This window comes from Gemmatimonadota bacterium (assembly GCA_026705765.1).
Classification (GTDB): Bacteria; Latescibacterota; UBA2968; order UBA2968; family UBA2968; genus VXRD01.
The window spans coordinates 1-25,147 of record JAPPAB010000153.1; the positions used below are offsets into that span (position 1 = coordinate 1).

The window sequence follows — 25,147 nt, forward strand, 5'->3', positions numbered from 1 at the left end:
CAGGTGGCTTCATCAATGGCGTGAAAGGGATCAGACCCGATTGCCCCGATTCGAGAACGCGCTCGCCTTCTATCTCAATCAGCCTGATCACCCTGTACTGAATCGCGATCTGGTAGCCAGGACGCTCCTGGACATAGTACCCAAGATCGCGTTGCCCGGCATCCGGACGCAGGTAGATGACATTGGAATAAATCGGCAGACCATGATGCTCAATAGCTCGTCCGATATAGCCCGCCATGCGGCGTGGCATAGGCGGATTGGTGCTGTCCGTGGTTTGAAACTCGTTGTGGACCAATGCCTCCTCGCCGTCAATACGCACGCGAATCAGGCTATCGGTCTGGCGTGCTTCAACAGTGAGTTGTTCTGTGTCAATGACTGCAAGAACTTCAATGTCCTCGCGTTCAAGGGTAAAGCTGGCGAAGTCGTCGGGATAAATTTGAATCAGGTGTTTAGAAATCGTATCAAATTCTGCCATGTAAGATGCCCTGGTCTGAGAGTTGGTCGTATTTTGGACAAACGCAACAGTCAGAACCCAAGCAAATATCAGGCCAAAAAATGAAATTATCACAGAATTGAGCGATAAATTGCATATAAGCATCTCATTATGCCTTCAATATGCTGTATTGCGGTCTTGTTCACAACTTGAATTTGTGGATTGCCTATTGAATCGGAGATGGAGCAGCGCAGACGTTGGCGGCAAAAGTGTATATTTTGAGCGATGGATGAGCGGTATGGTGAAAGAAATGTACTTCTCATCCAGATCAATCTCAGGCAACAAATCCAACTTTTTTTATCGCAAAGTTCTTGTGTACTCAACGGCTGTGTTTTATAATGTACTTCATCAAACAAGACCCCAAACTAACCGCACAAAAACAAAAGAGGCCGCGATGAACAACACCGCCACAATACACACCCGTGCCTGGGCGGGTGATGAAGCCCTCACCCTCACCTTTTCCGAAGGCTGGACAGTCGAAACCTTTGGTCCACAGGACTGTCCTCAAGTGACCGCAGAGCAGATCCAAACAGCCTTTGACAACCCCATCGGCACACCGCCGATATCCGAACTCGCCAAAGGAAAAAACAGCGCCGCAATCATCGTAGATGACCTGAGCCGCCCCACACCCGCAGCCGAACTCATCCCCTATGTCCTCAAAGAACTCGACACCGCAGGCATCCCCAAAAATCAAATCCGTATTGTCGTAGGTGGAGGCTCTCACCGCCCAATCGACGCGGAGGAAATCGACAAAAAAGTGGGCGCTGATATCGCCCGCACATATCAAGTTACGAACCACAACTTCATGGGCGGCGACCTCCGCGCCCTGGGCAGTCTGGACAGCGGCCTCCCCATTTACATCGACAGAATTGTCGCAGACGCCGACCTCAAGCTCTGCGTTGGCGGCATCTATCCCCACGGCAACGTGGGATTTGGCGGCGGCGCCAAACTCATCTTACCGGGTGTCTCGGGCTTTGCCACCATGTTCTACTTCCATACCTTTTACGCAAGCCGAGGACACGCCAATATTGAACGACAGGGCGACGAACCCGACCATCGAGACGCCGCCGAAGCAGTCGCCAAAGTCCTGGGCCTTGATGCCGTCGTCAACGTAACACTCAACCGCAAACGCCAGATCACCGGTGTATTTGTGGGCGACTTCATCCAGGCGCAGCGCACCGGCGCCCGATTCGCACTCAAAACCTACGCAACCCAAACACCCGAAATAGAGCCTGACCTCGTCATAGCCAACGCCTACCCCCTCGATTACGACCCCGTACAAACCGCCAAAGCTCTCTGGCCGCTACGGCTGTTCGAAAACGCGTACAAAGTCGCCATCAATCCCGCCACCGATGGCATCTGTCACCACGGACTATACGACGAAATAGACTACGCGCGGTTTTGCAAACTAAAATCCGAACAGCCCCAGCAAGAACTCCCCGAACCCACAATCGAAGGCCCGCACCAGACCCTGATGTGGTCTGAAAACTTTCCGGTTGACGAATTTTACAAACGCAACCCCGACGGCGTTCTCTTCCGCGATTGGGACACACTCCGCAACCAACTCATCGAAAAATTGCCCGATAATGCCCGCGTCGCTGTATTTCCAAATGCAGCCATTCAAATTTCTGCAAAATAATGGCCTGAAAAAGCGGAATTTTACTTTCACTCACGCGCCTATCATGCTATATTGGGCGCCGATGCAATTATGAAAAAAATCACGCAAGAGAACGGGGAGACGTAGGGACCGGGGGAGATCCTTGCCAATCCCTTGTTCTCTTGCGTTATTATATTGGAGGACGCCATGCTCACACAAGAACAAACCGACTTCTACCACGAAAATGGGTACCTCAAATGCGAAGCCCTCTTTACCCCTGAAGAAACCGCCGAACTCGGCTCGGAAATGGTGCGCATCATCGAAAATTGGGGCAATGAGACCATTGGCTGGCGGGGGCCCTGGCGCGATAGATACTTGCCCGAAGACGAACGCCTCAACACCAAAGCCGTCTTCATGCACAATCCCCAATTCTACTCCGCAACCTGGGGACGCGCCATCTTTAACGAACGCCTCGTCGGCTGTGTGGAAGACCTGATCCGCGACACCGTTCAGTGGCACCACACCGTCCTCCATGCCAAACCGCCAGAACTCGGCACACCGTTTCCCATGCACCAGGACTATCCCTTTTATCCGCACGACGGCCCCGATTTTGTCGATTGCCTGCTACACCTGGACGACACCCCAATAGAAAGCGGGTGCTTGCGCGTGGTACCCGGCAGCCACAAAAAAGGTCCGCTCGTTCACGTCCTGGGTCCAGACACCTCTCCTCATCTGCCGCCAGACGATTACCACCCCGACAAAATCGACTCCATCCTGATCCCGGCAAAAGCAGGAGACGTCATCTTCTTTAGCTATCAGATCATTCACTGGTCCGATTGCAACCGCACCGACGAATGGCGAAAATCCGTGCGCTTCGGCTACCACAGCACCCAGATGCACCCCGTGGGCCGCGCAGAAGACGATCCCTACCGCATCGATCCCAACAACATTTTGGAACGCAAAGACAGCACCATTGTGTCCGGCTTTAGAATGAACGAAGCGAATTAAACGTATGAACAAACCCAACATCATCATCGTACTCGCCGACGACATGGGCTATGGCGATTCCAGTGCGTACGGGGGCTGGATCGACACGCCCGCAATGGAAAAAATGGCCCGCGAAGGGCTTAAATTCACCGACTTTCACGCCAGCGGTGCCGTTTGCAGCCCCACGCGCGCCGGATTGCTCACCGGACGCTATCAACAGCGCGCAGGCGTACCCAAAGTAATCGGCGCCAATCCCCAAAGTGCCGACCACTATGTGGGCTTATACCCCTCTGAAATCACCTTTCCCAAACTACTCAAACAAGCTGGATACACCTCTGCCATTTTTGGCAAATGGCACCTCGGGTACGACAAAAAATTCAATCCCCTGCACCACGACTTTGATCGCTTTCGCGGATATGTAAGCGGCAACATCGACTACATCTCGCACTACGACCGCATGGAAGTGTACGACTGGTGGGAGGGCCTCGAACACATTGAAGAAGAAGGCTATACCACACACCTCATCACCCAGCATTCCGTACAATTCATCAAAGACCACAAAGACACGCCCTTTTGCCTCTACGTTGCACACGAAGCCGTACACACCCCATTGCAAGGACCTGACGATCCCGCCATTCGCGGTCCAGAAAAAGCCGACTTTCATCCCGACGACCCCCGGGAAACCTATTGCCAGATGATGAAAGCCATGGACGACAGCCTGGCCGAAATCATGGGCACAGTGCGAGAACTCGGCATTGAAGAAAACACCCTTGTCTTCTTCTTTTCCGACAACGGCGGCACCCGTCAAAATCCCGAATCCAACGCCCCGTTGCGCGGGAACAAGGGCACGGTATGGGAAGGTGGCCACCGCGTCCCCGCCATTGCATGGTGGCCCGGAACAATAGCCCCCAACAGCGTCACCGACCAACTCGCCATCAGCATCGACCTCTTTCCCACCATGTGCGCCCTCGCAGGGGCACCTGCACCCGACGACCACTTTGACGGCATCAGCCTCAAATCCACCCTCCTCGGCGAAAATGAACCCGGTGTCCGACAATTGTTCTGGAATGGCCTTGCCATGCGCGACGACAAGTACAAGCTCGTAATCGACAAAGGCACGCCGCATCTATTCGACCTATCCCAGGACATATCGGAAAGCAACGACCTCGCATCACAACAGCCCGACCGCGTCCGACAAATGTGCGATACAATCGATGCCTGGAAACGCGACGTAGCCGACGGCGCAACACCGCAAAAAGATACATTCTGATAGAGGAAATTTATGCTTGGACTACACCTGCTGGACTTTGCCACGCTCGCCATCTATTTAATCGGCATTATGATTGCCGGCTTATGGGTCGCCCGCAAAATCAGAAATACGGGCGACTATTTTATGGGTGGGCGCAGCTTTGGCAAAGCATTTATGATCATGCACGCCTTTGGCACCGGCACCCACACCGACCAGGCCGTCACCGTAGCAGGAGCCTCCTACAAACTGGGCATGGCGGGGATATGGTATCAATGGCTCTATCTATTCGCCACCCCCTTCTACTGGCTCATCGCGCCAATATGGCGAAGACTGCGCTACCTCACCATCGCGGACTTCTTTGAAGACCGATTCAGCAACTCCCTCGGTTATTTCTACGCCCTTTATGGCCTGCTCTACTTTGCCATACAAATCGGCATCATGCTTCTGGGCACGGGCAAAACAGCCAGCGCCATGACCGGCGGCGCGATCTCTCCCGAAATCGCCATCGGCGTCATGACCGTCCTCTTCCTCTCCTACGGTCTATTGGGCGGCCTGCCCGCGGCCATCATCACCGACTTTATCCAGGGCATCTTCATCATCGTCCTCTCTTTTCTCCTCGTCCCCTTTGTCATCGACGGCGTCGGCGGCTTCACCGGCCTTCACCAGCAAGTACCCATTGAAAAATTCAGCCTCGAAGCACCCGGCGATCCCCCACCTGGATACGACCGCATCACGCCCTTCTTCATCGTCATGGTCGTCATCAACGCCCTCGTCGGCATCATTGCCCAACCCCACCACATGGAAATTGGCGGTGCGGGCAAAACCGAACGCGAAGCCCGCGTGGGATTCACATACGGCAACATGATCAAACGCCTCTGCACCGTAGCCTGGGCATTTACCGGCGTAGCTTGCATTGCCCTTTATCCCAACATCGACGATCCCGAACACGCTTTTGGGCTCGCCTCGCGCGACCTCTTGCCCATCGGCCTCATCGGCATCATGCTCGCCTCGATGATCGCCGCGGTCATGTCCACCTGCGACTCATTCATGGTCGATGGCGCCGCCCTCTTTGTCGAAAACTTTTACAAACCCCTCTTCAAACCCGAAGCCGACGACAAACACTACCTCACCACGGGCCGCATCGTCGCCCTCATACTCGTCATATTCGGCATAATCATCGCACTCTACTTCACCTCTGTCGTCGCAATCATCCGCCTCTCCTGGTCGCTCGTGGCATTCTTTGGTATCGCCTTCTGGGGGGGAATTCTCTGGCGCAGATGCAATGCACCCGGTGCCTGGGCGGGCCTGATCGTCTCGGCATTCTTATTCGCCATATCCGGTCAAACAATCATCGATTTGGAAAGCCTGGGCATCTACATCGGCGGCCTCGGCTGGGAATTGCCCTATCGCTACGTACTCTACATCGCCGGAGGCTTTGCCGCACTCATCATCGTCAGCAAACTCACCAAACCGCAAGACAAAGAGCGACTCGACCGCTTTTACACCTTGCTCCACACACCTGTTGGGCAAGAGCACAAATTGCGCGAAGCTGGCATAAAAGTTGTTATGGAGTAAGGATTCATCATGCGTCTCATAGCCATATTGCTTATCGCCGCACTCTACACGAGTTTGGGAGCTGCAGACCCTGCACTGCATATAGAAATTGACCGCAGCAAAACGCAAACCCTCCCCAAAAACCTCTATGGCTTCAACACGAACATGATGAGCGGAGACTACGGATATCTCGACGCCAACTTCGTCGCGCTCACAAAAGACCTGCAACCCCAGATACTGCGTTTTCCCGGAGGCACAATCGGCAATTTTTACCACTGGGAAATAGCTGGATTTATCCAGAGCGAAATGAGTTCAACCGGCAGCGAGCAACTCAACAGACGAAACAGAGGCAATTTTGTCAGACTGAAAAAAAGGAGAAACGGGAGACTTGCATTTGACGACTTCATGCAAATGTGCAACGCGCTAAAAATAACGCCCATCGTAGTCGTCAACCTGTGGACGGGAAGCCCGGAAGAAAGTGCCGGGTGGGTCCAATACGCAAAAAACAAGGGATATGAGATCGCGTATTGGGAACTCGGAAATGAATATTATCTGCCGTGGTACGCGGAAAAATACCCCTCTGCCGAAACCTATATCGCACAAGCCAAAAAACATGCACAGGCGATGAAAGCCGTTGACCCAACCATAAAAGTCTCGGTCTGTGCAAGCCCGGTAGCCTTCCACAAGAACGGCTTTGAAAAAAATCTGGATCAACGCAAATGGGACAGTGCATTGGCGGCAGCGGATCAATTTTACGACGCCTATACCGTTCACGTCTATGCTTATCGGACCGCTCGAAAAAAAGAAATTGAGGAATATCGAGGCTATCTCTTTGGTTGGATCCACTGCGACTTCGATGACGCCCTGGCCTACTATGAAAAATTATTCCTCAACAAAGAAATGTGGATAACAGAATGGAATATCGCCAACCCCGCAAACCGGGTCGCCAACACACAATTGCACGCCATGTACACGGGCGACTTCTTCTTAAAAATGCTCACACAACCGCGCATTACCCATGCGAACTTTCACGTACTTGCTGGTCCCGGCAAAGGATTCCCCGCATTCTCCCCAATCACGCCTCCATCGCCGAGAACCAATTGGAAATACGGCGGTGAACCAGAGGCGGACTTTGGAAAAACAATCCGGCGCGCCACCTACTATCCCCTTCAGTTAATCGGAGAAGCATTCGCGGAATCGGACACAAAATTCGCCCTCGCCATCCAAAACCCACCCATCCTCAATGGACAGCTCGAATACGAGGGAAAACAAATACCAGGCGTTCAAGCACAGGCAGTCGGAAGTGCCGCGCACCTTTTTGTACTCATCAGCAACCGCACGGCAGACGACCTATCGCCGAGCCTCACCATCGACGGCAAAAAATATGAAGGCACGCTCAAATATCGCTATGTAGCCCATGAAAGACTCAATGCATCAAATGGCGGAAATGCGGAAATGGAAGGCGCGGGCAAAATAGAAATCTCGATCCGCGAATGGTCTGGCGCCTGCACGAATCTCTTGATTCCCAAAAACAGTTTTGGCATTTTAGTCTTATCGTTCAACTAATTTCCGAGGAGGCTATCGTGTTTGGCCTTGAAATTCGCAAACCATCCAAAGAAACAGTCATAGGATTCATCGTCACATGGATCTGTGTGATCGGCATCATCTTTCTCACACTCGCCCTCGTCCGCATCGGCGCGTAAAGGACTAATCCCATGATCAGAAAATACCGCCCTGAAGACCTCGACGCCCTCAAAGCAATCACCGTTATCTGTTTTGATGGGGTATCAATCGACCAGAACATCGAAAAAAACTTCGGTCAATTTGCCGACACAGATTGGAAAGCACGCAAAGCCAAACACATAGACGCAGACGTCGCCGCCAATGCCGATGGCATCTTCGTCTGGGAAGACGAAGGCAACGTCGCGGCCTACATCACCACGCGCATTGACCATGAAAGCAAAATAGGCGGCATACCCAACCTCGCTGTCTTGCCCGAATACCAGGGCAAAGGAATCGGCAAAGCATTGATGACAGCCGCCTTTGACTATTTTGAAGAACAGGGAATGGCCGTGGCAAAAATCGAAACCCTCGACCAGAATCCCGTTGGACAGAACTTTTATCCGCGCTCGGGCTTTACCGCAGTCGCCCGACAAATCCACTACGCAATGCCCATGAAAGATCGGAAAGTGTAGTTATTTACTCAGTCCTCCACACCGTTGGAAAGTGTTCCCCCCGCAAAATCTCGCCATCTTCCACGGTTACAAATTCCTTCATCACGTGATCGCCGCTCGCATCGTAATACGTATCCTGCGTCATATAGTGAATTGCAATCGCACGCCGGGGTCGCTTGCTGCGATTGTCGTGCGAACCGTGCCAGGTCAGAGCGTGGTGATAATGCACCTCGCCCTTTTTCACCGGCCGGCGCATCACCGATATGGGATGGCCTTCAAAATTTGACGGCATAGCTTCAAAATCCTTTACCTGTCGCACAAACGCGATCTGATTGCCCCACTTGTGCGAACCGGGCACCATACTCATACACCCATTTTCCACATCCACATCGTCCAATGCCACCCACGCGCTCACCTCTGTCATCGGCCGAATAATCGGCCACAGCGGCGCGTCCTGATGCCATCCGGTCGTCCCCCCAATTTCAGCGGGCTTGTACTGAATCTGATCGTGCCAGATACGCAACTCCGACGCCCCGGTCAACTGCGCCATCTCCTCTACAATCTTCTCTGAATACATCAAATTCTTAAACGGCTCACTCGCCTCCCAGATATTCACAATCTGCCAGACCGGTGCCGAATCATCACCGCCCAAATTGCGCAACAAAACCGGCTGCGGCACATCATCGCGGTCTTTAGTCTCAATCACCCGGTACAACTCCTCGCGCAACACCTCGACCTGCGCGTCGTCCAGCACCGGCCCCCCATTCAAAAACCCATTCTCGTGAAACTCCGCCACTTGCTCTTCTGTTAGCATGATTCATCTCCTGTCATACCAAATTCCCCTCTGCCCGGCTATTCCTTCCCACAACAGCAACAGCCGTCTCCATCCCCACACACAAATTGCTACCGATCAAATTATAGTCGCTCTCACCACTCTCCTCAATACCCTTCAACTGCGTCGGCTTCTCCTGATCGTCTGCACACCGATTGCCCTGCACAATCGAATGGGTCAAATCCTGCACGCGGATACCGGGATATGTTCCCTTTTCCGCCCGGGAATTGCTCAGCAACAAATTCCCCGTAATCACCTGCTCATCTCCTCTATTGGCATCTATCCCACACATCCCATTGTACGAACACACATTATTACTCACAATATTGTGGTGATCCCCCCCATTTGCCACACCGCCAATCCCGTGTTGTCCATTTTCGGAAAACACGCTATCGCTACACACCGAATGATGTACCCGCGCGCAAAAATAATACCCATCACCCCCATTTCCCTTCCCGATATTGTGCGACCACACACTGCGCGCCAACCCCGTTCCGGGATGAAATCCATGCCCGCGGCACCCATGAGCCTGACAATGCGCCACTTGGGCATCGCAACCGCGCTGAATCCCAAACCCATCGCTGGGCCACCCAAACACCGAACAATTCAGAACGCGCACGCGCTCACACCCCACAATATGCACCGCCGAATACGTAAAATCCCACCAATCGCCCTCGTAATCGTCGGGACCCTTAATCGTCAAATCCCGTATCTCAATATCCGTCTCGTTCTCTGCCCAGATACAGGGAAACAGATTCACCACCCGGGCATTGTCACGCGCCAACAACCGCCGATTAAACGGCACACTCATCCACACGCGATTGCCCACAACCCGCTCGACCTCCCCGTGCGTCCCCCACCACCCCCTGTGCTTATCGTCGCAAACCCCAATCCCTTCACCCACGCGAAAAGGCGGCGAAGTCTTACAGGTCAACACCCGACCACCTTTGCGAATATCCTTTGCCAGATAAGCCACCTGCAAAGGCCGAATCCTCAACACCGTCGCCGGCCCATCGCCGACCAGACTCACCCGACTGGGTATGTACAGCGTCTTGCGCAAAAGATACGTACCCGCCGGAATACGCACCCGACCACCGCTCTCTGGCAAAGATGCAATAGCGTCTTCCAACCCACAGGTCATCGACTCCCGATCAAAAAACTCCCCTGCATTCACCTCATCTCGAGGCGCATCGGGCAACGGAATCTCTCTTGCTGGCATAGCAGGCATAACATCACCCTCCTGTTCCTTTACGCACTCTCCAAAAACACCGTCACCCCCATATCGGCGTATTTCTCGCGCGTATCCGGCGTGCGGTTGCGATGACAGACCGCCACGCCAGTCCCTTCCAAAGACCTGCACAAATACGCGATCGTATCATCCACAGACTTCAACCAGTGTTGCGGATGCGCCTTAATGCTCATAGACAAATCCGTCGGACCCATCGACAAACAATCCACACCCGCCTTCGCGAGCAAATGCCCGCGCGTTGCGGCCTCTACCGACTCAATCTGCAACCACAAAACCCCAAAACTATTCCACCAATCGGCGTACTCCTCCGTAGTTTTATCTTCCGTGCCTCGCCGATGTCCCCCGCCAAAACTGCGCCCACCAGCCGGCGGATAATAAAAATAGTGCAACGCATCATCAACCGTCTCTTCCAACTCAGTCTGCGGAATCTCGATCCCACACGGACCCAAATCGAGATAATTGCCAATCAAATAGGCATTGCGCGTGTGTTTGATCCGAAACTGCACGAACACATCGCGCTCGGCAGCCATATCGCAAAACGCCGCAATGCGCTCCTCGCTCAACGGCGTATGCTGGCTATCAATAGACACGAAATCGTAATCATCTTTGTCCATAATCTGATCAAACCGATCCGGCGGCGTATTCGGTGCCATAGACACGCCAATAATGCGTTCACCATTGCGGTATTTCTGTTTCAGTCCAATTGCATTTTCAAACATAATTATCTCCTCTCCCACTCTCGAAGTTTATCTGCATTCTCGCGCACCTTGACAAATGCGCGCGACATATCCCGCATCCGCGTTTCAGAAGTCAGCAAAGCCCTCTGGCTTATCGACAGCCGCTCCCTGCAATACTGCTCGACCTTTGGCAAGTGCAACGAGCGATAATCCTGCGCCGCATCTGTCCACGCAAAAGGCGTGTAATCGCGGGCTTTCCAATCCTCTTGAAAAACCGGATGCTTGTACACCGGCATCTCGTATCCCGTACTCACTGGCACCCCTTCAGCGCGCATCGCCCTGACAAATGCATCGCGAGAAACGCCCTCAAATGCCTCGGATAAATACCGCGCACCATACACATGCCAGTTGACGCGGGTCGCATCTTCCAACCGGTGGATCGGCTCAATACCCTCAACCTCTGACAATGTGCGCGTCAACATCGCCCCATTTTGTTCGCGGATCTCCGTATGCTCGGGAATGCGCTTCAACTGGCACAATAAGACCGCAGCGACAAACTCCGTCATCCGGTGGTTGCCGCCCCATTGTCGAGACTCCTCCGTACGACCATACCGCGACCGCCCCACATTGACCGCACAGCCAATCGCATCGGCAACGGCCTCGTCATTGGTCAGGGCAATGCCCCCATCTCCACCCGTCATATTTTTGCTCTGCTGAAAAGAAAACCCCGAAGCCAGTCCCCAGCTACCCAGCCCGCGATCTCTATAAGTCGATCCCCACCCGTGCGCCGCATCTTCTAAAATCACCAGATTGTGTCGCTCGGCAATATCCAGCAACCGCTGGATATCACACGCCAACCCACCAAAATGCACCGGCATAATCCCCTTCGTTCGATCTGTAATAAGACTCTCCACCTCCGCCACATCGAGATTATTGGTATCCGGGTCTATATCGCAAAAAACAACCGTAGCACCTGCTTTTAGAATCCCCGAACACGTACCGATAAACGTATAGGCACTCGTAATCACCTCATCGCCTACACCAATGCTCGCCCCGCGACAAATCATTTCCAGAGCCACCGTGCCACCCGTACACGCGATCCCGTATTTCGCATCTTGAAATGCCGCAAACGTCTCTTCAAATTCCTGACACTTCGAGGAATTGTACCACGCCCGACTCTCCAGCACCTCAACAAGCGCATCTCTTTCGGCCACATCGTACATCGGCCATAAAATATCATCCTTCTCTTTAACCTCACGCTCGCCACCCAACAGCGCTAACTCTGCCATATTTCCCTCCTTGATCAATCCCGCTGCAAACATTCGACCAGCAGGTCCAATGCTTCGCGGGCGAACACCTCCATATTCTCACCCCGGTTCTCGCTGCCCGTTGCAATCGCAATCGCTTGCTCGGCATCTGGACCCACAACGCCGATACACGTATGGCCGGGCGGATCGCCATACCGATTTCCCGTCGGACCAGCCGCGCCCGTCTCGCCAATACCCCAGTCCGCCCCCAAACGTTCGCGCGCAGCGCGTGCCAGATGCAGGGCATGCGTCTTTGTCGCAGCCCTCGCCTCGCCCATTGCCGCATCGGAAACAGCCATCAATATTTGCTTTGAGTCCCCCGTATAACACACCCCACCGCCCTTAAAATAAGCCGACGCTCCCGGCACGGCCAAAAGTGCCGCTGAAATGATTCCCCCAGCCGACGACTCGGCCACCGCCACGGTCTGCCCTTTTTCTTTTAGCAACACGCCCACATCTGCGGCCATTGTCTTAAAATCCGCCATATTAAACCTCTACATTAAAGCGCGAATAGACGAATAGACGCCCCCGCCCAACCACTCAAGGTCAGTGAGAACTCCATTCGTTGATTTGCTAATTCGCTGATTCGTTGATTCGTTGATTCGTTGATTCGCCGCCTTCTTCCTTCCTTCTATCCCCCACCGGAGCCTCAACGCGAACCGTTACAATATCCGCATCGTGATATTGCTGATGGCGCACAGACGACGCGAAATGCTGAAGCAAGCGCAACGAGATCTCATGCTCTACTGGCATCTCGTCTGTATGTTCTCTGAGATAGGCCAGGCGGTCTTCAATATTCCCCTCACCAGTCGAAGCGATAAACTCGAGTTCCGCGCCATTGTTTCCATCGCTGCGAACAATCAGAAGCAGGCGTTTCTTCGCTTGTTCGCCCTCTCCTTGCTGAATGAGAATCAGAAGGGTTTCTTCGGCAGACAAACACAGCCGATTTGTCATCTCGGCATTCCAACCTCTGCGCGAGGCGAATTTATCGAGAAACGCCACAATCTCTGGCAAAGCCTCGACAGCGAGTGCGGCCTCCAGGCGCTGCCGGCGCGGGGCTGTCAACTCCATAAACAACGTCAGAAAAATCGCCGTAAGGCCACCGGACGTCATGCCATTGCCGAGCAGTGCCCCCCACCACTCGCCGAGATAGTCCGCAAAAATCGCCTGATTCTGGAAGCCTACGCCAATCCAGAATGCGGTCCCCGCAATCAGCGCCTTGCGATAATCCACACCATCCTGCACGATGATCCGCATACCCACGACAAAAAGCAGTGCCAGCAACACGATCACATAAGCCCCAACCACGGGATTGGGGATAGCCAAAAGGAGTGCCGCCACCTTGGGTAGAAAGGACGCCACCACAAATACAATGCCAATACACACGCCGACGCCGCGTGCGGCAACGCCGGTGAGTTCTGTGAGCGAAACACTGGACGAATAGGTCGTATTGGGAACAGTTCCTGCAATACCAGAAAGCAGATTGCCCACGCCATCTGCGGTAACTGCGCCCTGTACTACGCGAAAATCGGACGCCCGTGGCATACGCCACGAAACCTTCTGGATAGCGATAGAATCGCCAATTGTTTCGATCGCACCGACCAGAGTCACAAATATGAAGGCGGGCAGGAGCGACCAGAAAACGGGGCCAAAGCTGAGATCCAAACCCGGCCAACCGCCCGCTTCGGGAAACCCTATCCAGGGAGCTTCGATAACGCGCTGAATATCGTACAGCCCAAAAAATGAGGCGACAACACATCCCACAACGATTCCGATGATCGGCACCCAAAGACGCCACATCCCCGAAACCCGCAGCGCGAGCACCACCACAAAGATCAGCGTCACGACCGCACACACAGGCGCGGCCTCTACCGGCGTTCCCTCGGGCACATCCCCCAACATATCAAAGACAATCGGCATCACGGTCACCGCGATCAGCATGATCACCGTTCCAGCCACGGTTGGCGTAATGATTCGCCGCAACAATGAGAGCCGCGTCGAGAGCGCGAATTGGAACAACGACGAAATAATGACCAGAGTTGCGAGCATCGCTGGCCCACCCTCGGCAAGTGCCGTCACACAAACCGCGATAAACGCGCCAGAAGTACCCATAAGAAGCACGTAACCAGCACCAATGCGCCAAACGCGTACAGCCTGTAATATCGTCGTTATCCCGCTGACCATCAGCGCGGCAAAAACCGCCCACGACAAAAAAGGCTCGCCCCCGCCCGCGGCCCTCACCACGATGACAGGCGTGATCACAATGCCCGCTATACAAAGCAGCGCAGCCTGAAACCCAAGGGCGAAAGTAATAGTATTTGGAGGCTGCTCATCGGGTTCGTAAAGTACTCTTTGACTACCGTCTTCAGATCCAGATTGCATCATTCAAATCCCTTCTTAATACGATGTCAGCAACTCATTGCCATAAGCAAATAGCGCAGGTGTCCCACCCGTATGCACAAACACAACCGTCTGATCTCTGCGATACCATCCCTCGCGGATATGCTCAATCATCGCACCATAAGTTTTGCCCGCATAAACGGGATCGAGCAATAACCCTTCGGTTTGCGCGGCCAACAAGACGGCCTCGCGCGCTCCGGCCGTCAGGACCCCATAAGCCGGTCCCGCGTATTTGCCATAACTCTCAAAATCATCTGCCGTAAAACTCAGATCCAAATTCAAAATTTTACACACCTCATTTGCCACCTCGGCGAGTTGCACATTCTTTTTTTCATCGTCCTGTGGACTTGGACTTATGCCAATAATCCGCACATCAACACCCAGTGCTTTTGCACCAACGACAAGCCCGGTATGCGTATGCACGCCCGCACACACATAAATCGCATCGGGCATCACATCCATTGCCTGCATCTGCTCCCACAATTCCAAAAACCCATCCACATAAGACACGCTGCGATAATAATACCCGTCCGAACTCGTGTTATAGACCCTGTGTCCATCGGCCTTTAACTTCTCGATAACAGCTACCTTCTCCTGCTCGCTCTCGATCAAATGCACCTCTGCGCCAAACAGATGCGTGAGCAGCAAATTGCCATTCACGGGATCTGCATGGTCATCCTTGCGCCCAACCATCACCGCCTTTAGACCCAACCTCGCCGCAACCGCTGCGGTCAACCGCGATTGGTTCGACTGCGACGCGGCGCCGTGAAGCAACACATCATACCCTTCATCCACAGCGGGTGCGACGGAATACTCAAACTCGCGCACCTTATTCCCCCCAAACGCCAACCCCGTCTGATCCTCGCGCTTGACCAGAATGCGCGGGCCACCCAACTTCTCTGCCAACCTCGGGCAATCCATCAACGGCGTGGGCAAATCGGCAAGCGACAATCGGCTACACGTCCCCAACGCCTCTCGAACCTCTCGAATCGAATAGCTCAAGGGTATCACTCCTATTCTGTATCTAACTCAACCGCCTGAAGCAGCGCTTTGATAAAGCCAAATTGAAAGGCAAATGCCTGTTCGAAATGCCCTTGTGCTTCGTGTCCGGGCGCGTGATCGGGAACAATCATGTGCGGATAACCCACTTCCTTGAGCGCTTTCATCAGCACAAACATATTCATATCGCCCTCATCGGGATAAACCTCCTGAAACTTGTTGCGTCCACCCGTGATATTGCGGAAGTGGATGAGGTGAATTTTTTTTCGCTGCCCAAAATAGCGGATAATATCGGCCACCTCATTTCGCGGATCCACAACGCTCTCTGCCATACAACCGAGGCACAGATTGAGGCCGTGATAAGGACTTGGGCAAATATCGATAAACCCCTTGAACCCATCGTATCCACCCAGCACGCGATCAACACCTTTGTAACCCGGCGGCAACCAGGGGTCGCACGGGTGACAGGCCATACGCACTTTGCATTCGGTGGCAACGGGAATAATGCGCTCCAAAAAGAACGTAATATTTTCCCAATTCTGTTCCGCCGTAACCGGTTCATCATACCGCGGCGCATCTGCATCTGCCTTAGACAAATCCCATGTGGAATAGCGCACGTCCCCCCGCCCCAGCGGAACGCTTTCCGTGCGTTGATTTTCCATCTCGCACAGAAAATACTTCAGCGCGGGAATACCCGCATCTGCGGCAGCGCGCACCATATCGCAGGCGATCTCGATTTCCTTTTCCCCGTCTTTCCTATTGCCTCGCATAAACTCGGGCACAAAACTGCCATCGACATTCAGGTGTTGCACCGGCAATGCCACCATCTCCACAGTAATACCGTGTTTTGCGGCTTTTTCTTGTTTTTCTACAATCTCTTCCACTGTCCACCCGCGACTCGGATCTGGCGTAATTTCTCTGGCATCGTTGAGCGCCATATTTGTAACGCCACACCGCGCGAGAAATTCGAGATGCTCATCCGACGTGGAAAAACGCTGTGTACCAATGTGCATGCGCGGATTCTCCGGATCCCATTCTGCGCCTGCATACATTTCGGCTGCCATATTTAAGTCTCCTGTAATTTTTGATGAACTGCTACGCAGTTGTACACAATTCGTCATGATAATGCAAGAATTTCTGGATAGCAACATGATTGGGGATTGTGAGACGTGTAAAATTGTGGTATCTTCTCACTCCTCAAGCCCACCCTTAAAAACTGGAGCATTTTATGCGCGTTGAAATCAACAGACACGCCCTGGATCGCGTGCCGATATCGATCATTTTTGATGACTCAACCGTACTGGTAAATCTGAACTATTTTTTTATGCGAGACCGCCAGGCTGTAGATGGCACGGATTATCGCTGGGAAGATGTGCCCGTAGTACATCCAGAATCGTTCACCCGCGACTTTGCCGAATTCTGTCTGGAACACGACGTAAAGGGCAAATTCAGCGTGGTACCGTGTCCCGCCGCGCTTGGGCGAGTAGATCACGGACTCCCCTTGTTCTCCAAAGCACAGCAGGAAAGCTGGTTGGCGATGTGTCGAGAACTGATTATGCCCAACTACGACATCACCCCGGAAATGATCACACACACCTTTGTGGTAGATCTGGAAACATTGCAACCTGTTGATCCAAACTTGTGGGAACAATGGGGATGGAACAATCTACCGACCGACGAAGAAGAGCGGGTGACAAATTATATCGCGCTGGCGTGTGAGATCTTGCACAATGTGGGATTAACACCTGCCGGCGTCACAAGCCCGGGAGGATTTGGCAATCCAATAGACTTCTATGCAAAATGTGCGGAAAACGCCGTGCGGAGCGTAACGGGCAATCCAACACCCTACCTGTTTAAGCGCGTATCGTCCAGCGGTCCGGTAGATTGCCCGGTGTGGTATCCCAAACCCGAACGCGGCGAAGCAATGGGTGAAGTGATCGCAGCGACAGGTGATCGCACGGGATCGTGGACCGGATATGGCGAAGTAGATGTAGATTATTACATCACATCGGATCTTCAGGGTGGGCGTTTGCCCGAAGTCATCGACGCGGGCGACCCTGCCGTGATGATCAGCCATTGGCAGGGATTTTACGGAATACACAATGAGGACCGCCGCGGATTTCGGGCATTTCAGACCATTGTGCGGCGGCTCAAAGAACGCGACCCCAATGGCGAGAAATCGCAATGGCGCAAATGCAGTGAAATTACCAACTATGCAATCGCGCGCGAAATGGCTGATATAAAGATAGAAGACCAAATAATAACACTCAATTTGCCCGTACAGGTGCCCGAATTCACATTGCGATTGCGCGAAATAACAGTTGCAGGCGTAAAAATAAACGGCAACCCCCTGACACCCGCGTTGACAAAAGCGGCCTTTCGGGATGGCACATATTATCGAGATGGCGATATAACACTGGTAGCTTTTACGCCCGAAGGCCGAAATGTCAGAGTCGAGATAGAAAGCACATAAAAGTATGAGAACCACAAAACTAAAAAAAGAAATCGGTTTACTCGGTGTTTATGCAATCTCAACGGGTGCTACTCTGAGCGCGGGATTCTTTTTATTGCCGGGACTGGCTGCTGAACAGGCGGGTGCGGCCATTGTGCTGGCCTATATTGTCGCCGCTGTTCCACTCGTACCGGCGATGTTCAGCGTTATTGAACTGGCAACTGCCATGCCCCGTGCAGGTGGCGTGTATTATTTTCTGGACCGGTCACTCGGACCGTGGATGGGCACGCTTGGAGGCATTGGCACCTGGCTGGCACTCGTATTAAAAGTATCATTCGCGCTCGTGGGCATGGGGGCGTATATCGCGCTTTATGTACCCGAGTTACCAATAATTCCAGTAGCTGTCACCATTGCCATTGCCCTGGGTATATTGAACCTGCTGGGCACAGAGAAAAGCGGTGGTTTTCAGATAGCACTGGTGCTGGGTTTGTTGATGATCCTGGGGATATTTATCGGAGGGGGCGTACCCAATATTGAACGCGCGCGATTGCCCGCCATATTCGAGGTAGATACCCACACAATTTTATCCACAGCAGGGCTGGTCTATATCAGTTATATCGGCGTGACAAAAGTCGCGAGTTTATCTGAAGAAATAAAACATCCCGAGCGCAATTTGCCTCTGGGCGTCATCTTATCATTGATCACAGCAGTTCTGGTATATGCGCTCGGCACGGGCGTCATGGTCGGTGTATTGCCGCTCGAACAACTGGTTGGAGATTTGACCCCCGCCGCCTCAGCAGCCAAAGCCGTATTTGGCGACTGGGGCGCGATAATCATCTCCCTGGCAGCCCTCCTCGCCTTTACATCGGTCGCCAATGCAGGAATGCTTTCGTCTTCTCGCTACCCTCTGGCAATGAGCCGCGACCACATGATGCCGAGCCTTTTTCAGCATTTGAATGCAAAAGGCGCACCCGTTCAAGGAGTATTGGTGACCACGGGCGTAATTGTTTTAATTCTCATCTTTCTCGATCCAACCAAAATTGCAAAATTGGCCAGTGCGTTTCAATTATTGATGTTCGCGCTGTTGTGCCTGGCTGTAATTGTCATGCGCGAAAGCGGGTTGGACTCCTACGACTCGGGATATCATTCGCCGCTATATCCGTGGATGCAGTTATTCGGCATAGTATCTTCGTGTGTGTTAATTGTCCAGATGGGCTGGTTACCATCCCTATTTTCTGTCGCGTTGATCCTCCTGGGAACGATCTGGTACTTTAAATTTGCCCGAGACAAAGTCACCCGCGATGGTGCGATTTATCACATGTTTGAACGCTGGGGACAAAAGCGATACACCGGACTGGATGCCGAACTGCGGGGCATATTGAAAGAAAAGGGATTGCGCGACGAAGACCCCTTCGAAGAGATCGCCGCACGAAGTCTGGTCATCGATCTGGATCGTCCGGCCGAATTTGAGGAGGTCGTGCGGCAGGTAGCGGACTGGCTCGCGGGTCGGGTGCCGCATACCATCGATGAAATCGAAAAACAATTGCTGGACCGCACACATATTGGCGCAACACCCGTGACGCACGGCGTGGGATTGCCACATCTGCGGATTGATGGAATTGAACACTGCGAAATGGTCCTCGTGCGATCACTGCCGGGCATTCACATCCAGTTTACAGATTCACTGACCGGGCACGAGGTAGAAACGCAGCTAACCGCGCTCTTTTTCTTATTCAGCCCAGAGCACGACCCCTCACAGCACCTGCGTATTCTGGCACAAATTGCGCGGCGTGCAGACGATGAAAACTTCTTGCGCGAATGGCACTCTGCCAGCGATGAAGTCGAGTTAAAAGAAGTCCTGTTGCGCGACGAAGCCTTTTTATTATTGACATTGCATCGCGATCACGCAACCGCCGACCTCATTGGCCGTGCGCTGCGCGAGACGGATTTTCCAGAAGGCTGTCTCGTGGCAATGTTGCGCCGCGGCGGGCGCATGGTAATCCCTCGCGGAGATACCGTGCTACGAGAAGATGATCGATTGACAATTTTGGGAAATAATAAAGGATTGCGCAATCTCGAAGCGCGATTTGGCGAGCGGTGAGTCTCGCCACGATCACCCGTAGAGACGGCCAACAGTCTCGGGGTGTTTGCGAGCCTCGCGAATGAGGCGATTGCCCCATGTTGTGGGATATTTGCCCGTGACACATCCCAAACACAGGGTATCTGTTTCACACCCAATGCTGGACCCCAGATCGGGAACATCGAGGTACCTCAAGCTATCGACATCGAGATCGATAGCCATTTTCTTTAGCGTTTGTGCGCTGGGCATACCGCGGTATCGCACCGGAACGTGTTCGGGAGCAAAGAGTTCGTCCAAAGTCGTCATATCAATGCCGTAAAAACACGGCGCAACAATGGGCGGACAGGCCACGCGCACATGTACCTCGGTCGCGCCACCAATATCTCGCACCTGATGGGCAAGGGTGCGAAGCGTGAGAGAGCGCACAATAGAATCTTCCACGAGAAAAACGCGCTTGCCCGATAAAACAGAAGCCAATGACGTGTACTTGCTTTTAGCACTCTGCGAGCGGGTGGTTTTGGGCTGAATAAACGTGCGCCCCACATAGCGATTGCGGATCACCCCTTCCATACAGGGCATCTTCAGGTGGTGGGCATAGGCATCGGCCGCTGCTTTGGCCGTATCGGGAACGGGCACAACCACACACGAATCGTCGATCTTCTGGTTTTCTTTCTCGGCCAAAATACGACCGGCCTCAGCGCGAGAAGTATAAACACTGAGGCCGTCAATTTCACTGGCAACATTGGAAAAATAAACCCATTCAAAAAAGCAGCGGGCCGTTTTTTTCGGTTCCGTATAACGCGCAACGCGCAAATCGCCATTCTCGACAATCACCATTTCTCCAGGTTTGAGCCATTTGATATCGCTAAAACCGAGATTGGAAAGAGCCGTTGATTCATTGGCAGCGGCAAAGAGACGGCCTTTCACCCCCCAGCACATGGGATGCAAACCGAGCGGATCGCGCGAGACGAACATGCGCCCCGAGGCATCGAGAAATGCGATATTATAAGCACCGTCAAAATCGCGGGAAAGCGAACGCATTACATCGGCCAAATCGGGTGGATTTTCACCCTTCAACCGATACGCCAGCGTATGCATGATGATTTCGGTATCGATATTGAGGGTAAAGTGATACCCCTGCTTGGACAACAGGCGTTCGCGCAACAGCGTGTAATTGGCCAGATTCCCATTAAAAGCCAGACTAAACCACTTCCAAATACGCCCGTGCTGTCGCTCAAAAGGCTGTGCATATCGCACATCGTCTTCGCCACTCGTGGCATAGCGCGTATGTCCAATCGCAGCAATTCCCGCATATTGGTTGATAATAGACTGGAATTTGCCTGGATGCGACATGCGAAAAGCTTCGGTAACGCCGCCCAGATCTTTAAAAGTACGCAAAAGGTGATCGCGATTGGGGTGATAGGAGCAATACCCCGCGGCGAGTTGCCCCCTGTTTTGAAGGTCGAGCAACATACTCGGCATAAGTGCTGCAACATTTTCAAAACCATCGGCATCGCCGTTTTTCCTGAGCCAGTAAAGGGCTGCCACGCCGCATTCGTGGCCAATATCTTCGCTCATAAAAATCTCCTATCCCAACGCCAGATTCTGCATATATTGAATTCCCGCAATGATTTCTTCGCGCGTCACATCATCTCGCGGCACAATTTTCCCGATCCGCTCCGGCAACACAAAGCGGATGACACCGTCCCGCGCTTTCTTATCGCTTGCCATCCGCGCCAACACCTCAGCGACCTTCAAATCAGGCACGCCTTTGGGAATGCCCAGGCGGGCAATAAGCGCATTTTGCCGCTCAAACGCATCCCGCGACCACATCCCCTTTTCCACAGCGATATACCCCGCGGCCAGCATCCCCAAACACACCGCCTCGCCGTGTTTGTAATAATCGTAATGCGTCACCACTTCCAGCGCGTGTCCCACCGTATGGCCGTAATTCAAAACTTCGCGCAAGCCCTTCTCGGTTTCATCGGCAGCCACAACACCCGCCTTGATGCGACACTGTTGAGCGACGAGCCAATTGATCTGATCCGCAGGCAAGCTTAAACTTGCCGCGCCCTCAATGTGATCTTCCAAAAACGCCACCAGACCGGGATCGCGTATAATCCCGTGCTTGATCACCTCTGCCATACCCGCCCGCACTTCGCGCCCGGGTAAAGTATCGAGTGTCGCCGTATCGATCAACACCATCTGCGGCTGGTGAAAAGCGCCGATCATGTTCTTTCCCAAAACGTGATCCACAGCTGTTTTACCCCCCACACTGGCATCGACCTGCGCTTCCAGCGTCGTGGGCACCTGCACAAAATCAACCCCCCTCAAATACGTCGCAGCGACAAAACCAGCCATATCGCCGACCACACCACCGCCCAATGTCACAACACAGGATTTGCGATCCAATCCCGCAGAGATCAAATTGCCGTAGATCTGCGAGGCCGTCTCAAGCGTCTTGTATTGCTCGCCATCGGGCACAGTGACGACCACAACCTTCACACCGGCACGCACGAGACTCTGTTGAACCGCATCGAGATAGAGCGCGGCAACTGTCGGATTGGTCACAATCGCCGCTGTTTCTCCCAACCCGCGTTCCGCATACAAATCGCCCAAATCGCGCAAACAATCGCGACCGATTAAAATATCGTAACTTCGATCATCTAAATCAACCGTCACCGTTTCCATTATCAATCCCAATCAGGATGTAAGGATTTAAGGATGTTAAGGATGTTCAGGATACCCATACTCCACCACCCAAAAACTGGGGTGTGGGGTATCCTGTGGTATCCTGAAAATCTTGTCAATCCTGATCCAGAACGCGCTGTAATTCGAGCAAAGCTGTCTCTGCTGTATCTTCGGGCGAGCGATCATTTGTCGAGGTTGCAAACGCATCTGCACGCGCATAAAAACGCTCTCGCTCTGCCATCATCACCTCAATTTTGTTTTTCAAACCCTCATCGTCCAGCCCGGCCAGCAAGGGTCTCTCATCGCGCTTGCGACTGACCCGTTCAAAAATCGTATCGACAGAAGCGCGAAAACAAAGACACACGCCGGATTTGCGAATAACCTCCCAATTTCGCTCCTGCGTGATCGCACCACCGCCGAGCGACACGACCACATTGTCCATCTTCGATGCCACGATAACTGCCTGGTGTTCCAACTGGCGAAACGCGGTTTCACCATCTTGTTCAAAAATCTCGGGAATAGTTTTCCCAGCAGCATCGACCAGCAATTCATCTGTATCGACAAAGGTCCGCTTCAACCACCCGGCCAAAATACGCCCAACTCTGGTTTTCCCAGTAGCCATAAAACCGGTGAGAAATATGGGTTTATCAGGTAAATCAAACACAGTGCTCTTCCACTATACGGTATCACATCTGTTCTGGTGTTTTCATCCCCAGCAAAGTTAGGCCCGATGTCAGCACCGTCTTAATCGCATAGACCAGAGCAACGCGGGCAGCCGTCAAATCCGCCTGTTTAGAAATAACCTGATGGGCATTGTAAAACCGATTGGCGACCGTACACAATTCAATCATAAGCGTTGTCACGACAGAAGGTTCGTATTCGTCCGCAGCCTTTTGAATCTGCCCTGGAAATCGCGCAAGACATTTGACGACCTCAATGGCTTCTGGCTCATTTAACAACGCGAAATCGATATCCCGCGGCGGCAAAGTGCCGTCATAACGCCGCAACACACTGCAATATCGCGCGTGGGTATATTGCAAATAGGGACCGGTTTCGCCGTTGAAATTTAAAACCTCGTCCCAATCAAACACAATATCGCGCGTCCGTTTGGAATCCAGATCCGCAAAAATAATCGCACCAATGCCCACATCTCGTGCAATCTGATCACTATTGGGCAAATCGGGATTCTTATCGGCAATAATTTTTCGCGTCAACTCAATCGCGCGATTCAGCACATCTTCCAAAAAAACCACATTGCCCCTGCGCGTTGAGGCTCCACTACCATCTTTGAATCGCAGTCGCCCAAATTGCACATGCGCGCATTTTTCTCGCCAATCGTATTCCATCAATTCCAACACCTGAAACAACTGTCGAAAATACAGCGATTGCGCCACATCCACCACATAGAGCAATTTTTCAAAGCGATATGTTTCCCACCGATACTCCAGCGCGGCCAAATCGCGCGTACCGTACAATGTCGCATCGTCGCTACGCAATGCAATCAAAGGCGGCATATCCCATTTTTCCAAATCCACAATAGTCGCGCCTTCACTCTCGGTCAGCAACCCCTTTGCTCGCAATCGGTCCAATGTCGCGGGCATCTTATCCTGATAAAAACTCTCGCCAGCAATCGACTCAAACCCAATACCCAGCATATCGTAAACGCGATCAAACTCCTTAAAACTCACATCCACGCACACCTGCCACATCCGCACGGCTTCTTCATCGCCATCTTCGAGGCGGCGAAACCAATCGCGGGCTTCTTGTTCGAGTTTGGGATTGTCTTCAATCTCCTCATTAATGCGAACATAGAGTTCCAACAACTTCTGGATGGTAATATCCGCCGTCAATTCGCCCTCACCCCAGTAATTCCACGCCAGAATCAATTTCGCAAACTGAGACCCCCAATCGCCCAGATGATTTATCCCAACCACTTCATAGCCCAAAGCCCGATAAATATTTCGCAAGGCATTGCCAATCACCGTTGACCGCAGATGGTGAATGCCAAATGGCTTGGCAATATTGGGATGCGAAAAATCGATCACAACCGTCTTTCCCGCACCGTGATCCCCGCACCCGTAATCCTCACCCTGTTCGAGAATTGCAGAGAGAGTTTCGCCAACCAAATTGGTCTTTGGCACAAAAAAATTGAGATAGGGACCTGCTGGACGCACCTCTGAAATTCGATTACCCGTCGCAATTTGTGCAGATAGTTCTTCGGCAATCAGATGGGGTGCTTTGCGAAAAATTTTGGCCAACGTAAAACACGGGAAAGCATAATCGCCCATCTCGGGTTTTGGCGGTGTCTCAATCAGTTCCTTCACATCACCACAAGACATCTCAGTTGCTTTTGACACCTGCAATGCAATTTCTTCGACAAACGGATTGACCACAAAATACCTCCAA

Annotated in this window: 21 protein-coding genes; 8 read left to right on the forward strand and 13 right to left on the reverse strand. The window is 52.8% G+C overall.

Going from position 1 to position 25,147, the window contains the following annotated elements; translation table 11 throughout:
- A partial coding sequence (locus OXH16_19655) for a hypothetical protein (GenBank protein ID MCY3683621.1) occupies window positions 1-475 on the reverse strand: 475 nt, incomplete at its 3' end.
- Window positions 476-887: 412 nt separating this feature from the next.
- On the opposite strand from OXH16_19655, the gene OXH16_19660 reads away from it, so the two are divergent.
- The 6 genes from OXH16_19660 (at window position 888) to OXH16_19685 (ending at window position 8,075) form a co-directional block, all read left to right on the forward strand.
- Window positions 888-2,132 carry a lactate racemase domain-containing protein gene (locus OXH16_19660; protein MCY3683622.1) on the forward strand — a complete coding sequence of 415 codons (1,245 nt, stop codon included), beginning with the start codon at window positions 888-890 and terminating at the stop codon, window positions 2,130-2,132.
- Window positions 2,133-2,297: 165 nt separating this feature from the next.
- Window positions 2,298-3,098, forward strand: a complete 801-nt coding sequence (locus OXH16_19665; GenBank protein ID MCY3683623.1) for a phytanoyl-CoA dioxygenase family protein — start codon at window positions 2,298-2,300, stop codon at window positions 3,096-3,098.
- 4 nt (window positions 3,099-3,102) lie between these two features.
- Window positions 3,103-4,347 (forward strand): sulfatase-like hydrolase/transferase, encoded by a 1,245-nt coding sequence (locus OXH16_19670; protein ID MCY3683624.1) that lies wholly within the window; start codon window positions 3,103-3,105, stop codon window positions 4,345-4,347.
- A gap of 12 nt (window positions 4,348-4,359) precedes the next feature.
- Window positions 4,360-5,901: a sodium:solute symporter family protein gene (locus tag OXH16_19675; GenBank protein ID MCY3683625.1), complete on the forward strand. Its 1,542-nt coding sequence runs from the start codon at window positions 4,360-4,362 to the stop codon at window positions 5,899-5,901.
- A gap of 9 nt (window positions 5,902-5,910) precedes the next feature.
- On the forward strand, window positions 5,911-7,446 hold the full coding sequence (locus OXH16_19680) for a hypothetical protein (GenBank protein ID MCY3683626.1): 1,536 nt from the start codon (window positions 5,911-5,913) through the stop codon (window positions 7,444-7,446).
- 149 nt (window positions 7,447-7,595) lie between these two features.
- Window positions 7,596-8,075 carry a GNAT family N-acetyltransferase gene (locus tag OXH16_19685; protein ID MCY3683627.1) on the forward strand — a complete coding sequence of 160 codons (480 nt, stop codon included), beginning with the start codon at window positions 7,596-7,598 and terminating at the stop codon, window positions 8,073-8,075.
- Window positions 8,076-8,079: 4 nt separating this feature from the next.
- On the opposite strand, the gene OXH16_19690 is transcribed toward OXH16_19685, so the two are convergent.
- From OXH16_19690 to OXH16_19725, 8 genes are all read right to left on the reverse strand, one after another.
- Entirely contained in the window at window positions 8,080-8,868 is a 789-nt protein-coding gene (locus OXH16_19690; protein MCY3683628.1) for a phytanoyl-CoA dioxygenase family protein, read from the reverse strand.
- Between the two features lie 13 nt (window positions 8,869-8,881).
- The gene (locus OXH16_19695; GenBank protein MCY3683629.1) at window positions 8,882-10,114 is read right to left on the reverse strand and encodes a right-handed parallel beta-helix repeat-containing protein; all 1,233 of its coding nucleotides are present in this window, start codon (window positions 10,112-10,114) and stop codon (window positions 8,882-8,884) included.
- Window positions 10,115-10,134: 20 nt separating this feature from the next.
- Window positions 10,135-10,854, reverse strand: coding sequence for an aldolase/citrate lyase family protein (locus OXH16_19700; GenBank protein ID MCY3683630.1), 720 nt, complete (start codon window positions 10,852-10,854; stop codon window positions 10,135-10,137).
- Window positions 10,855-10,856: 2 nt separating this feature from the next.
- Entirely contained in the window at window positions 10,857-12,101 is a 1,245-nt protein-coding gene (locus tag OXH16_19705) for a DegT/DnrJ/EryC1/StrS family aminotransferase (GenBank protein MCY3683631.1), read from the reverse strand.
- A gap of 14 nt (window positions 12,102-12,115) precedes the next feature.
- On the reverse strand, window positions 12,116-12,604 hold the full coding sequence (locus tag OXH16_19710; GenBank protein ID MCY3683632.1) for a CinA family protein: 489 nt from the start codon (window positions 12,602-12,604) through the stop codon (window positions 12,116-12,118).
- Between the two features lie 88 nt (window positions 12,605-12,692).
- Entirely contained in the window at window positions 12,693-14,504 is a 1,812-nt protein-coding gene (locus OXH16_19715; GenBank protein ID MCY3683633.1) for a hypothetical protein, read from the reverse strand.
- A 12-nt stretch (window positions 14,505-14,516) separates the two neighbouring features.
- The gene (locus OXH16_19720) at window positions 14,517-15,521 is read right to left on the reverse strand and encodes a pyridoxal-phosphate dependent enzyme (GenBank protein ID MCY3683634.1); all 1,005 of its coding nucleotides are present in this window, start codon (window positions 15,519-15,521) and stop codon (window positions 14,517-14,519) included.
- An 11-nt stretch (window positions 15,522-15,532) separates the two neighbouring features.
- Window positions 15,533-16,582 (reverse strand): mannonate dehydratase, encoded by a 1,050-nt coding sequence (locus OXH16_19725; protein MCY3683635.1) that lies wholly within the window; start codon window positions 16,580-16,582, stop codon window positions 15,533-15,535.
- A gap of 164 nt (window positions 16,583-16,746) precedes the next feature.
- Here OXH16_19725 and OXH16_19730 point away from each other — a divergent pair, with 164 nt between their 5' ends.
- Both OXH16_19730 and OXH16_19735 read left to right on the forward strand, forming a co-directional pair.
- On the forward strand, window positions 16,747-17,991 hold the full coding sequence (locus OXH16_19730; protein MCY3683636.1) for a hypothetical protein: 1,245 nt from the start codon (window positions 16,747-16,749) through the stop codon (window positions 17,989-17,991).
- A 4-nt stretch (window positions 17,992-17,995) separates the two neighbouring features.
- Window positions 17,996-20,071 (forward strand): amino acid permease, encoded by a 2,076-nt coding sequence (locus OXH16_19735; GenBank protein ID MCY3683637.1) that lies wholly within the window; start codon window positions 17,996-17,998, stop codon window positions 20,069-20,071.
- 12 nt (window positions 20,072-20,083) lie between these two features.
- Here the strand turns inward: OXH16_19735 and OXH16_19740 are convergent, their stop codons facing one another.
- From OXH16_19740 to argS, 4 genes are all read right to left on the reverse strand, one after another.
- Window positions 20,084-21,628, reverse strand: a complete 1,545-nt coding sequence (locus OXH16_19740) for an amidophosphoribosyltransferase (protein MCY3683638.1) — start codon at window positions 21,626-21,628, stop codon at window positions 20,084-20,086.
- 9 nt (window positions 21,629-21,637) lie between these two features.
- A complete protein-coding gene (gene aroB, locus OXH16_19745; GenBank protein ID MCY3683639.1) occupies window positions 21,638-22,741 on the reverse strand; it encodes a 3-dehydroquinate synthase in 1,104 nt (367 codons plus the stop codon).
- A gap of 115 nt (window positions 22,742-22,856) precedes the next feature.
- On the reverse strand, window positions 22,857-23,405 hold the full coding sequence (locus OXH16_19750) for a shikimate kinase (protein ID MCY3683640.1): 549 nt from the start codon (window positions 23,403-23,405) through the stop codon (window positions 22,857-22,859).
- Window positions 23,406-23,427: 22 nt separating this feature from the next.
- Window positions 23,428-25,134 carry an arginine--tRNA ligase gene (argS, locus tag OXH16_19755; protein ID MCY3683641.1) on the reverse strand — a complete coding sequence of 569 codons (1,707 nt, stop codon included), beginning with the start codon at window positions 25,132-25,134 and terminating at the stop codon, window positions 23,428-23,430.
- Window positions 25,135-25,147: the final 13 nt, after the last annotated feature.